This is a genomic window from Desulfosporosinus metallidurans, assembly GCF_001936615.1.
Taxonomy (GTDB): domain Bacteria; phylum Bacillota; class Desulfitobacteriia; order Desulfitobacteriales; family Desulfitobacteriaceae; genus Desulfosporosinus; species Desulfosporosinus metallidurans.
In genome coordinates this window covers 34,076-46,819 of sequence record NZ_MLBF01000004.1, presented here as the reverse complement: position 1 = coordinate 46,819, position 12,744 = coordinate 34,076, and the positions used below count along the sequence as shown (strand labels likewise).

The following is a 12,744-nucleotide window of genomic DNA, read 5'->3' as shown; positions in this document are numbered from 1 at the left end:
TCAATTGATGATTATCAGTATTTTTAGCCTCTTGACCAATCGGTTGAGAGGTTTTTTTGATGTTCAAAGTAACCGAGGGGATAGTTTAGTTAGAGGTATGTAGGAGGGGAAGAATAGAAATGAAAAGAGAGTTTCGAAAATTATATTCATGGCTGTTGATAGCTGTAATGATGATTTCCACGCTGGTTATGCAAATTCCTTTGGCTAAACCAGCTTACGCGGCAACAGATACGAACAGTACCATAACGCCTGTGACGGCTGTTTTTGACAAGAACCTATCTAAGCAGGCCGATATATCTGTAACCATGGCTGTTTACGGAAACGACACCTTAACCAGTATAACTAATGGCGGGACTACGCTGACGGCAGGGAGCGACTATACGGTAACGACCGCCAGTAGTATTTCCATTGGTAAAGGCTACCTAGCCCAACAGCCGTCAGGAACAACAACTTTAAATTTTATCTTCAGTGCCGGCAATCCTCAGGCTTTGCAGATAACGGTTTCCGATTCCACGCCGGCTTATTCAACTAGTTTAACGAAAGTACTTAACTACTATCAAAGCAATTCTAGTAAAGCCACTTCCTGGTGGGAAACTGTAGGACTGTGGGGTGCAGGGGAAAGTATAGGAACTACTTGGGACAGCAGCAAAGAAACTAGTCTTGCCGGAAATATTCTGGGAACACTGGCCAAGGGAGAGGATCCAAGCAATACTTTAAACGGACGTAACCTCTTGTCAGAACTGAAGGGGACACAGGACAGCAGTACAGGTGCATTCCCAGGTTCCTATGGTCCAACTTCGAGCGACCAAATCTGGGCCATGCTCGCTCTAGATGCTGCGAAAACACAGTATGACCAAGAAAAAGCAATATCAAATTTATTGGCATATCAAAATTCGGACGGAGCATTTTTTTACTCAACTGGTTACAACACTAGTGATCCTGATCAAACAGGGATGGCCTTGCTGGTTCTGGCTAACCATCAAACGGTAGCTGGTGTTACCGACTCTATGGTTAAAGCCAAGGCTTACCTTAAGGGGATACAACAGGATACAGGAGGATTTGCTTCCTGGGGAACAGATAATCCAAACAGTGTAGCTACAGTAATTTCAGGTTTGGTGGCTGTCGGTGAAGATCCCTTGGCGGATGGCTGGAAAAAGAACGGGAAAACCATGTTGGATGATTTGCTCAGTTTTCAGTTAGACGACGGATCGTTTTACTCTCCTTATAATCCAGGAAAAACTGATGCTATGGCAACCTATCAGTCCTTGATTGCATTGGGGGATCTAAATGCCCATAAATCGGTCTGGCAGAGACTGCAAGAAAGCAGTCCCCAGGGAAACAATAATAGTGTTATAACCCCTGTGACGGCTGTTTTTGACAAGAATACTGCTAATCAAGCCGATGTGCCAATAACAATGACGCTTAACGGACATATTTTAACCAGTATAACCAATGGCGGGACTACGCTGACGGCTGGGAGCGACTATACGGTATCAGCCGCTGGCAGTACTGTAACTATTGCTAAAGGCTACCTAGCCCAACAGGCGACAGGAACAACAACTCTAAATTTTCTCTTCAGTGTCGGCAATCCTCAGACTTTACAGATAACGGTTTCCGATTCCACGCCGACAGGTAGCGGAAGTATTACGCAGCCGCCTGTCCAAAGTAATATTACTTTGACGGTTGTCGGAAAGAATGGACAAACTATTCTCCCGTCGACAACCGTGCCCTTGGAAAGTGGTGATACGGCTTATTCCGTTCTGATAAGGAAGCTCGGCCAGGCGGCTGTTACTGGGTCAGGTTCTTATGTCAGCGGGATTAATGGGATCAACGCAGGTACTGATGGTCCTTCAAGCGGTTGGATGTATTCCGTAAATGGTGTTTATCCAAGTGTAGGTGCAGCGGCAATTACTTTAAAAAACGGCGATGTAGTAGTTTGGCGGTATACAACCAATATGGGCAAAGACATAGGTGCTCCGGATAACAGCGGTGCAGGAACGGCTACCAGCGCTAGCTCAATTCCAGCCCAGCCAACAGTCACTAATCCGGTTGGCTCAACTGGATCAAACAGCCAAACTAATCAGGACGCATTGGCAGTCTTAACTAATGTCACGGCCCAGCAACAGGCCGGAGCTAGACTCCCAGAAAATACTCCCTCTGTAAGTTCGACGGCTACCGAGCGGGTGGTCCTGCAGGCGGCAGACGGAGTTCAGCTGACTGTGCCGCCAGGAGCGTTAAATAATCAGAGCACTCCGGTTAAATTTACCGTCGAGATAGGTAAGGTGACGACTCCACCTAAGGCCGACACAGGTGCCACAGTACTCAATCCTCTTAAATACCAGCGTCAGTTTGGCCTTGAAAGTTCCAAAGGTGCTGTCCAGGAAGAGCCTGTTCAGTTTAATGCGCCCGTTGAAATTAGTTTCCCTGTCGCGTCAGGAGATCTTCCCAGCGGGATCACGACCCAACAACTGGCCATCTATTGGTGGAATACGACCAAAAACGATTGGGTTAAGTTGGGCGGCGTTTTTGACCCGATTACCAAGACCCTATCCGTGCCTACTTATCACTTCTCCACGTATGCTGTCATGGCAGATGTTTCTAGTGTGCCTAAGCGTTTGGCCGGCCTTGACCGGTTCCAAACAGCCAATGTGGTAGCTACACAGGGCTGGAAAGCCGGAGCAGACAATGTGGTTCTGGTTAATGCCTATGCGTTTTCCGATGCCCTAGCTGCCGTTCCCTTAGCCTTTAAGCTCAACGCTCCTATCCTGTTAACAGAGACAAATACTCTTACTCCGTCAACACTGGAAGAAATACAGAAAATGACGCCGAAAAAGATTACTTTAATCGGAGGGACAGCCGTCATTTCCCAGGCTATCCAAGCTGAACTGGAAAAAGTCTACGGAGCGGACAATGTGTTGCGCTATGGTGGGTCGGACCGTTATAGCACGGCAGCTCTGATTGCCACTGCCTTGGGTACAACCGGGAAGGCCATCATAGCTAATGGTGGTGAAAATAGTTATGCGGATGCTCTCGCTGTATCCAGTTATGCTGCCTACAAGGGAATCCCGATTCTTTTCACGGAACGAACGGTTCTCCCAGATCCCACAGTTCAAGCACTGACTGCGCAAAAAGTTAGTTCCACCATTGTGGTGGGCGGCAGTTACGTCATACCGGAGGATATCACTCAGCGTTTGCCGGGAGTGGTACGCTACGCTGGAAGTGACCGTTATGCGACTGCAACAGCTATAGCCCAGGGGTTAAACCTTAATACGGACAGGGTTTATGTAGTGACCGGTTTAAATTTTGCCGATGCCTTAACCGCGGGGAATTTGGCTGCGCATTCTTTCTCTCCGGTTATTATGGTTGATGATACCATACCAGAAGCCGCTTCAAGTTTCCTAACCGCCCACAAAGGAACAACCACCGAGCTGGTTATTGTGGGAGGGACAGGGATTATCAGCGCAGATCAAGAAACCAAACTACGTACGCTAGTTCCTAATTTAGTTCAGCCTAAGGAAGGAGCTACAACCCGCCAGCAGGTGGATGAAACTATCAGTGGTTTAGCAGTCTGGGAAAAGGCTTATATCCAAGCGGCCTTTAAGCAGGCTGCTTCAGGTGAAATTATTGATCCTACGGTCTATAATTGGCCCACTGTCGGACTGGGTCGGCTGGACCTCAACGATGGCTTGTCCTCTTATCTGGCGAAAAACGAGAAGTACATTGGCCAAGATTGGAACTCCGTCACACGGAAAGTGACTGACCTGGCCAGAATAAGCTTGGCTGTAGGAGCGGCCAAAGGAGATCCCCGCAATTTCGGTGGCAAGGACTTGATTGCTGAGATCGCCAATTATCCTGATATTGAAGCTCAGGGCATCAATGGGCCGATTTTTGCACTACTTGCGTTGAACAGCGGTGATTATAATTTACCTTCGGCTGCTCAATGGACGACAGAAAAATTATTAAAAATCATTCTGAACAAGCAATTGCCTGATGGAGGATTCTCTCTGGACGGAACGGGTGATAGTGATCCGGATATTACTGCGATGGCTCTTCAGGCTTTAGCCCCTTACCATTCAGACAGCCATCCGGAAGTGCAGGCTGTTGTGAATAAGGCGTTAGCTTGTTTAAGCACACTCCAGGATTCGGAGGGAGGATTCAAATCCGGGGGCACAGACAGTAGTGAGAGTGTTAGCCAAACAATGATTGCTTTATCGTCGTTAGGGATCGATCTTGATACTAACTCGATGTTCATTAAAAATAACAACACACTATTGAGTGCCTTGCTTCAATTTAGATCCGCGGACGGTGGTTTTAAACATCTATTAACGGGGAACTCGGATAACACTGCTTCCGAGCAAGCCCTGCTGGCCTTAGCCTCTTATGTCAGATTAAAAGATGGAAAGAATTCCTTGTATGATTTTCGCTCCGAGAAACCCTGACGGTTCCGACTTCGTCGGTTAATGCTGGAAACTAGAACCATGCTTACTCTAACGCCAGGAGCTTGGGCGGATGCTTCCGCGTCCCTGAGCGTTATTCCAGTTTTCGGCAGTTGAACCTACTGTGATATGGGTAAAGATATAGGACAGGAGTAATAGAGTGCGTAATATATGAGGGTCCGTTAACGATTAGATAAGCTATGATCATGATCCATATGGACCCTCATATATAAGAAGATGTGTGAGGGAAGGATTATAATTTGAAAAAGCTAGCATCGTTTCTTTCCATGTTTTTGTTAATAGTTGCCCTTCTTTTGACGGGGTGTGGCGTAGATAAGAAAGCTGCATCAGGGTTGACTAAGGACAGTGTGAATAAGGTATCAAGCAATACTTCTCTTGGGTCAGTAAACAAAAATAATTCATCGGATAGCAGTAAATCCCAAGTTGAACAACCAATTAAAGCAGATCTACCTAAAACAATAGATAGCGCCCAAAATCAAGAAAATGCTCCCAAAATCATATCGGCACCCACGACAACTATTGAAGCTACTCCTTCTGCGCAAACGCCGACCATTCAAGTGCTGATTCCTATACAACCTGAAAAAACAGACACGCCAGCAGTAACTATTGCCATCAACTGTCAGACTGCAGTTGCTAAAGGTCTCGATAAGCAGGAAAACTTTAAAGATGTCGTTCCTGCTAATGGAGTTATTTTGCCCCCCACAAAAGTAGAGTTTAAAGAGGGAGAAACTGTGTTTGATGTATTGAAGATTGTCGTTCGCGAAAATAATATTCAGATGCAGTATGAAGGTTCCAGTGGAACAGCCTATATTAAAGCGATTAATAATCTTTATGAGCTTGACGGCGGACCTTTAAGCGGATGGATGTATTGTGTCAACAAAGTGTATGCGAACTATGGGTGTAACCAAACTAAGCTTAAAAATGGTGACACCATTGAATGGAATTACACCTGTAATATGGGCAAAGATTTGGGACAGAAGTGACCGGGAGAAAGTGGCTACGGAAGTAAGGGAGAGAGCAGCCTTTGAACAGAGCATTCTCATCGTTGCATCCAGCAGTAAGCTTTGTATTTTTTGCAGTAATGATAGTATTTACGATGCTTTTTATGCAGCCGGTTTTTTTGGGAGTAACCTTAATTTCAGCCCTTATTTTCTCTTTCATTTTGAATGGGAGGAGGGGCGTGAAGTTAAGTTTCTTAGTTTACCTCCCCATGTTCTTATTAATCGCAGTTAGCAATCCTTTATTTAATCATCGAGGAAGAACAACGTTGTTTTTCTTCATGGACAATCCCATTACCTTAGAAGCTATACTGTATGGAATATGTTCGGCGGCGTCTCTGATCGCCATTCTGGCTTGGTTCTCTTGTTACAGTAAAGTTATTACATCGGATAAATTTCTATATTTGTTTGCCAAGCTGACTCCGGCGGTAGCCCTGCTGATTACAATGACCATTAGAATGATTTCCAAGTTAAAATATCAACTGAAAACAATATCCAATGCTCAACATACGATAGGGTTGGATCAAAGGACAGGAAGTCTAAGTGAGAGAGTAAAAAAGGGAATGAGAGTCATATCCATACTGCTGAGCTGGTCAATGGAGGATGCGATTGAAACGGCAGATTCAATGAAGGCTAGAGGGTATGGACTGAAAAACAGAACGACCTTTTCACTCTTTAAATTTGATACGCGGGATGGCTTGGTATTAGGGTTGATTAGCGTACTAGCGGGCATATGCTTTGCGGGGTATTTTTCAGGATATGGAACAATGCAATTTTACCCGTCAATCAGGCCTTTGAATTTATCTCCCCAAGCTATTGTCCTATATATAGCATTTGCTGTATTAGCACTTTTACCGATTATTATCGAAGTAAGGGAGAGCTGCAAATGGCGTGCTTACAAATAGAAAACTTGAGCTTTTCCTATCCTAATACTCAGGAAAGAGCACTGGAAAGTGTAAATTTAGAGATTAAGGAAGGCGAGTTTGTTTTAGTATGTGGCGTGTCAGGCTGTGGCAAGAGCACACTTTTACGGCATATCAAGCGTGAGATTACACCGCATGGTAGTAAGGTAGGTACGGTATATTATAGAGGGGTAGAAATTGAGAAATTAGATCAAAGAATGGCGGCCTCTGAAATTGGATTTGTGATGCAGAATCCCGAAACTCAGCTGGTGACAGATACCGTTTGGCATGAATTGGCGTTTGGTCTTGAAAATTCAGGGCTAAGTACTTCTGAAATTCGTCGTAAGGTGGCAGAAATGGCGAGCTTCTTTGGCATAGATGGATGGTTTAGAAAATCGGTTGATGAATTGTCCGGCGGACAAAAACAACTCTTGAATTTAGCCTCGGTGATGGCCATGCAACCAAAGCTGCTAATCTTGGACGAACCAACGGCTCAGCTCGATCCCATTGCGGCTCAAGATTTTCTAGCAACGATCGCCAAAATAAATAGAGAATTAGCAGTTACCGTCATTTTAACAGAACATAGACTTGAAGAAGTATTCCTTATGGCCGATAGAATTGTAGTCATGGAAAAAGGAGCAATCGTTTGCTTTGATACACCAGAGCAAACAGCCAAACTATTAGCCAATAGTCATCATAAACAGAGTATGTTTAAAGGATTGCCGTCTGCAATTCGGATTTATAGCGAGATAAGGTTGGGCAATCATTGTCCTTTAAGCGTGCGGGACGGGAGAAAATGGCTCGCTGAATATATGATTCCGGTTGAGAAAGTCTTTGATGATCAAGTGAATGATCGAGCTCAAAAGCAAAAGCAAAAGCCTGTCATTGCAGCCGAAGAAATATGGTTTAAGTATTCAAAGGCAGGGAATGACATTTTGCGGGGATTTTCGCTTAAGGCCTACTCGGGGGAAATACTCTGTGTGTTAGGTGGCAACGGAACCGGTAAAACGACAATGTTAGGCGTGATTTCAGGATTACTAAAACAGTATAGAGGAAAGGTTGTCATTAATGGTAAAAAAATAGAGGCTTTCCAAGCTAAAGAACTTTATCGAAACAATCTTGCTCTCTTACCTCAAAATCCAACGGCTTTATTTGTTTGCGATACCGTCTTAGGGGATCTGGAAGAGGCGGCAACGATGCTTAGACTGGATAAGGAGACTCTAAGCACTGAAATTGACAGGATTGCCATAGAATTGAGAATCACTAAATTTTTTGAACGGCATCCGTATGATTTAAGTGGTGGAGAGCAGCAAAAAGTGGCACTCGCCAAGTTATTACTATTAGATCCCAAAATAGTGTTATTAGATGAGCCGACAAAGGGGCTTGATGCAGAGTCTAAGGAAGAATTAGGTGAAATCTTAAAAAAATTAGGTAGCCAAGATGTTGCGATCGTTATTGTAACTCATGATATCGAATTTGCGGCGGAGTATGCTGATCAATGTGCCATGATGTTTGACGGGAATATTGTATCAGAAGGAAAAGCGAAGGAGTTTTTTGCAGGAAATAATTTTTATACGACCGCTGCCAACCGAATGGCCAGAGGAATATTTCCCAAGGCAGTGACTTGTGAGGACGTGATTGCACTATGCAAGATAAGCGGATAAGCAAATACACAAAAGTGGTAAGAATTATGTTCATCATTTTATTACCGTTGTTGTTGGTGCTATCGACGTTAAGCGGGGATAAGAACTACGGTTTATTAAGTGTAATATTTATGATTGTGGCGATGGTTCCCTTCTTCTTAAAGTTTGAAAAACGTAGGCCGGAAGCCAGAGAATTGGTAGTTATTGCCGTCATGGCCGCGCTTGCGGCCTTAGGACGGGTTGCTTTTGCCCCAATTCCCAATTTTAAGCCGACTTCAGCCATTATAATAATCAGCGCTATGGCGTTCGGACCGGAGGCGGGATTTTTGACAGGGGCTACAGCTGCGGTAGCCTCGAATTTATTTTTCGGACAAGGTCCATGGACCCCGTGGCAAATGTTCTGCTGGGGGATGATCGGTTTTGTCGCAGGGATATTGAGAAATGCAGGTTTTCTCAAAGGGAGATTAAGCTTATCAATCTATGGATTAGTAGCAGGGTTCGCCTTTGGATGGGTCATGAATCTCTGGTTTATCATCGGATTTATCAATCCTATCACCTGGCAAGCTATAGTAGCAGCTTACATATCAAGTTTTTGGTTTGATTTTTCTAACGCAGTGTCAACCCTGATCTTCGTTTTTGTATTGGCAAAGCCTTGGCTAAAAAAGCTAGACAGGATAAACGTTAAATTTGGTTTGATGGAGTGAGCACTGGCTTGGCATCCACACTATCCGCTTAAGCCTTCTATACCTAATTGATCGCGCAGGTTTTTAACTTTTTGAATGGCTCTTTTAAGATAGATCTCAGGAGACTCCTCGCGTTCCTCAGTCGTCGGATAAGCTTCTAGCGTCAAGCACCTTCGATAACCGGTTGGAAAGTGTTGGGCTACCATAACCCAATCAATAATGCCATGCCCAGGTAACCAATGCCGGTCTTCGAGTCCGTCATTATCCGACAAATGAGTCGCTACAAGCCGCTCTCCAAAATTTTCAAGTAGGTTGAAGTCCTGTTTGTCCGATAGAAAGTGATGAGAACTGTCATAACAAAAACCCAAATAGTTCGATTGAATTTTGGAGAGTAAATAGGGAACATTATCACTTCTACGGGTGTTTTCGATAGCGATCATTATCCCAAGCTCCTCGGCAACCTTCACGAGTTCTCTGAAACTTTTCGTACCATCACCATTTGGCGCTGGAGGGTCGACGCCTTCTGTCAAATGCATGACCATCATCGGTATACGATGGGTTGCACAATCATTAAGCCACCGGATATGTCTTTGGATAAATTCGGACCTCACGGAGTCGCGCTCTGACCATAACTCACTAGAGTTATTATATGGGACATGTAAATTCTCTAAGACTAGACCCATGTCTCTGACTAATTGAGGCATACTCTCTTTCTTGACCGGCCATGGAGTGTCTTCGTCTTCCCACCAGATAGAGGTCGTAGTAAACCCAGCCTCTTTGATTAGTCTGAGTCGTTCTTGAAAAGGAAGTACAAAACCAAACCACGAAAATATCCCCAGCGGATATTGATGTCTCATTAAATTGCCTCCTATATTTCAGCTATTCGATGAACAAATTGAGAAAAGGTAGTGGCTTTGCTCCTAGTCTATAGTGTTACAGAAACTATCACAAGAGTAAGAAATCATGAAGCTGATTCTATCGAATCGGTTTCATGATTTCTTACTGAAGGAGCGAATTGTATTGTTTTGGAGATTGGATTTTCCTAAGGGAGTCCGGGTTATTTGTTGAAAGGGTACAAAACTAATGTGTCGTGATCCCCAGGTGAAAATTATTTTCCAACAAGGAACTATTTGGCAGGAATTCGCAAGTGATCGTAGAATAGCTGATATAGTATTGAAATAAATGATATTGCAGAGCAAGACCATGAAGGTGTTTGCAAAGACCATGGAGGTTTGACTCATAAGAGTCAACTTCGTGGTCTTTTTATTATATTTTATGGGTTTAAGGTCATCGAGAGATGATGATTGGGCGGGTTAAATTTCAGATAGATAAATAATGGGAAGAGGAAAGGGGCTATGGAAATGCGTAGAAGGATCATGAAGGGCAGCGCTTGGGTTCTTAGTTTGCTGATCGTAGGACTGGCTTTGACGGGTTGTTCGGCTGTTCAAACTGGAAAGGAAGGTAATAAGTCGGAGACAGGTCAGGTTGCCGTAAGTGCGTCAGGAAAAGTAAATCCGGAAGTGAAAATAGTGACTGATCTCGTTGGACGCGAGGTGAAAGTGAAAATTCCCGCTCAACGGATTGTGGCCATCGGGCCGGGCGCATTGAGACTGGTTGCTTACGCCAAGGGAACCGACCGGATCGTTGGGATTGAGGATATGGAAAAGAAAGTGCCGACGGGAAGGCCCTATATGTTTGCTTATCCGGAACTTAAGGCTCTTCCGACGATTGGGCAGGGCGGAATAGATTCCGTGCCAGATGAAGAAGCGTTGCTGAGTGTCAAACCCGATGTCATTTTTGTCTCCTACTTGGTTGACAAGGCGAAGGCAGATAAGCTGCAGGACAAGACGGGGATTCCTGTCGTTGTCTTGAGTTATGGGCAATTGGCAACGTTCAATGATGATGTCTATCGTTCCTTGGATCTGGTCGGCAGGGTTATTGGAACACAACAGAGGGCAGAAGAAGTCATTAACTATGTTAAGAAGAGTCAGGTGGATTTGGCAGAGCGCACAAAGGGTATTGCAGATTTAGCGAAGCCGAAAGTCTATGTGGGAGCATTAGGGGTGAAAGGAACCCAGGGCATTGAAAGCACTCAGGCTAAGTATCCGCCGTTTGTGAACATCGGGGCTCGGAATGTCGCCGATGAGACCGGAAAAAGTGGCAGTTTGATGATCGAACGTGAGAAGCTTGTGAGCTGGGATCCAGACATTCTCTTTATCGATGAAGGAGGCTACAGTAAAGTGCTTGCCGACGCTCAGAAGAACCCGGCATTTTATCAGTCTCTGCGTGCAGTAAAGAACGGGCAGGTTTACGGTCAGATTCCCTATAATTTTTATACCACGAATATCGATACGGCCTTAGCGGACGCTTATTATGCCGGGAAAGTAATTTTTCCGGAAAAATTTCAAGATATCGATCCCGTCAAAAAGTGTGAGGAAATCTACAGTTTTCTCTTAGGTAAACCTGTTTACGAACAAATGGTTAAGGATTATGGCGGATTTAAGAAACTTGATTTAACTCAACCGTAAGGGATATGGAGGTGTATTCTAAGGACGAAAGTGAATCTGTGGACCTAATGTAGAAAGTGAGGTGGCAGGATGTGCATAAGAAAGACTATTTTGACGAGAAGGCTGCGAAGTGGGATACTCTTATCCATGATGAGGTAATAAACCGCTTGCAAGATATGGTAAGAGAACTTGCTTTGTCCCGAGGCAGTAAGGTTCTTGACCTAGGTACGGGAACGGGAGTGCTCGTTCCGATGTTGATCGAGGCCGTGGGTCCATCCGGAGTCGTGGTGGCAATAGATTTTGCTCCCCAGATGCTGGCAGAAGCTAAGAAAAAGTATCAGTGGCCTAATTTAGAGTTCTTGGAGGGAGATGCTGAGGATATTCCCTTGGCAGATCAGGCAGTCGATGAAGTTGTGTGTAACTCGGCCTTTCCGCACTTTGATGATCTTAAGAGGGCTGCCAATGAAATGGCTAGAGTGCTGAGAAGTGGGGGAAGAGTTTCTGTTTTTCATCCGCATAGCAGAGTGTATATTAATGATCTGCATGTGTCTCTTGGAGGTGCGGTGAGGAACTGTTTGATACCGGAAGAGAAGGTTATGTACGCAATTTTTTCTGAAGCAGGTTTCGAGAATATTACCCTTGAAGATATGCCTCAGCGTTATCTCTTGTCGGGGAGAAAAGTATAGACATTGGCAGCGATGGTCGCTGGGACGGGTTTTGCGGTGGCGGGTGCGGTCATGCAAACTGCGGTGCCAGACCCCAACAATTACTTGTAAATTTTAGGTAATTATATTAGTATAAATCTAAGAACGATTCCGTGCGGTCTTCGTGATAGCACCGGAGATCCGATGTTCGATCTTAGATAGGTGGTGCTAAATAATGAAGAAAAGAATTGCCATAGGTGTCAGTGATTTTCGAGAAATGCTAACAGGAGCTTACTACTATGTCGATAAGACCTTATTTATAAAAGATATCCTGGAAGATGGCTCCAAAGTAATCCTGCTTCCCCGCCCACGGCGTTTTGGCAAAACCCTAAACATGTCTATGTTGAATTACTTTTTGGAAAAATCAGCGACAGATAATAGCTCCCTTTTCGAGAACCTGGCGATCAGTCAGCATTCGGACTGCATGGACAAACAGGGGCAATACCCTGTTATCTATCTGACCTTTAAGGATCTCAAACATAATACCTGGGAAGTAACGTATGATAGTTTAGTACCGGAAAAGATCTACCATGCCTTTGTGTTGGGTCTCCTGGTAGGGTTGCGTCCTGATTATGAAATCAAGTCCAACCGCGAGGGCGGGTATGGACGCTATGATGTCATGGTCATCCCCCGGGATACGAGCAAGGCAGGCCTAATTATCGAGTTTAGGAGTGTCGATCCGGAGGAAGTAAAGGACCTAGAACAGATCGCTCAGCTAGCTTTGCAGCAGATCGAAGCGAAGGAATACCAGCAGGAACTGTTCGAGCGGGGAATCCATAAAATCATCAAGCTGGGCATCGTCTTTCGGGGGAAAGAGGTATTGGTGAAGGCTGGTCACTAAGATTTTGCA

The 12,744-nt window shown here is 44.8% G+C and carries 9 protein-coding genes; 8 read left to right on the top strand and 1 reads right to left on the bottom strand.

The window, feature by feature from the left end:
* Positions 1-119 precede the first annotated feature (119 nt).
* From DSOL_RS28375 to DSOL_RS04195, 5 genes are all read left to right on the top strand, one after another.
* Complete coding sequence (locus DSOL_RS28375; protein WP_075363640.1) at positions 120-4,439, top strand: X2-like carbohydrate binding domain-containing protein; 4,320 nt, start codon at positions 120-122, stop codon at positions 4,437-4,439.
* Between the two features lie 257 nt (positions 4,440-4,696).
* Positions 4,697-5,440 carry a DUF4430 domain-containing protein gene (locus tag DSOL_RS04210; RefSeq protein ID WP_235838682.1) on the top strand — a complete coding sequence of 248 codons (744 nt, stop codon included), beginning with the start codon at positions 4,697-4,699 and terminating at the stop codon, positions 5,438-5,440.
* A gap of 98 nt (positions 5,441-5,538) precedes the next feature.
* Entirely contained in the window at positions 5,539-6,360 is an 822-nt protein-coding gene (locus DSOL_RS04205) for an energy-coupling factor transporter transmembrane component T (protein ID WP_235838695.1), read from the top strand.
* Positions 6,342-8,021: an ABC transporter ATP-binding protein gene (locus DSOL_RS04200; RefSeq protein WP_075363639.1), complete on the top strand. Its 1,680-nt coding sequence runs from the start codon at positions 6,342-6,344 to the stop codon at positions 8,019-8,021. The genes DSOL_RS04205 and DSOL_RS04200 overlap by 19 nt, the downstream gene beginning before the upstream one ends.
* Positions 8,022-8,047: 26 nt before the next feature.
* Positions 8,048-8,704, top strand: coding sequence for an ECF transporter S component (locus DSOL_RS04195; protein WP_235838681.1), 657 nt, complete (start codon positions 8,048-8,050; stop codon positions 8,702-8,704).
* A gap of 20 nt (positions 8,705-8,724) precedes the next feature.
* Here DSOL_RS04195 and DSOL_RS04190 read toward each other — a convergent pair whose 3' ends face one another.
* Positions 8,725-9,540, bottom strand: a complete 816-nt coding sequence (locus tag DSOL_RS04190) for a sugar phosphate isomerase/epimerase family protein (RefSeq protein ID WP_075363638.1) — start codon at positions 9,538-9,540, stop codon at positions 8,725-8,727.
* 498 nt (positions 9,541-10,038) lie between these two features.
* On the opposite strand from DSOL_RS04190, the gene DSOL_RS04185 reads away from it, so the two are divergent.
* The 3 genes from DSOL_RS04185 to DSOL_RS04175 all read left to right on the top strand — a co-directional run bounded on the left by DSOL_RS04185 (position 10,039) and on the right by DSOL_RS04175 (position 12,735).
* Positions 10,039-11,211: an iron ABC transporter substrate-binding protein gene (locus DSOL_RS04185; protein WP_427854373.1), complete on the top strand. Its 1,173-nt coding sequence runs from the start codon at positions 10,039-10,041 to the stop codon at positions 11,209-11,211.
* Between the two features lie 71 nt (positions 11,212-11,282).
* Positions 11,283-11,876, top strand: coding sequence for a class I SAM-dependent methyltransferase (locus DSOL_RS04180; protein WP_075363637.1), 594 nt, complete (start codon positions 11,283-11,285; stop codon positions 11,874-11,876).
* 193 nt (positions 11,877-12,069) lie between these two features.
* Positions 12,070-12,735: an AAA family ATPase gene (locus tag DSOL_RS04175; RefSeq protein ID WP_075363636.1), complete on the top strand. Its 666-nt coding sequence runs from the start codon at positions 12,070-12,072 to the stop codon at positions 12,733-12,735.
* The last annotated feature ends 9 nt before the right edge of the window (positions 12,736-12,744 follow it).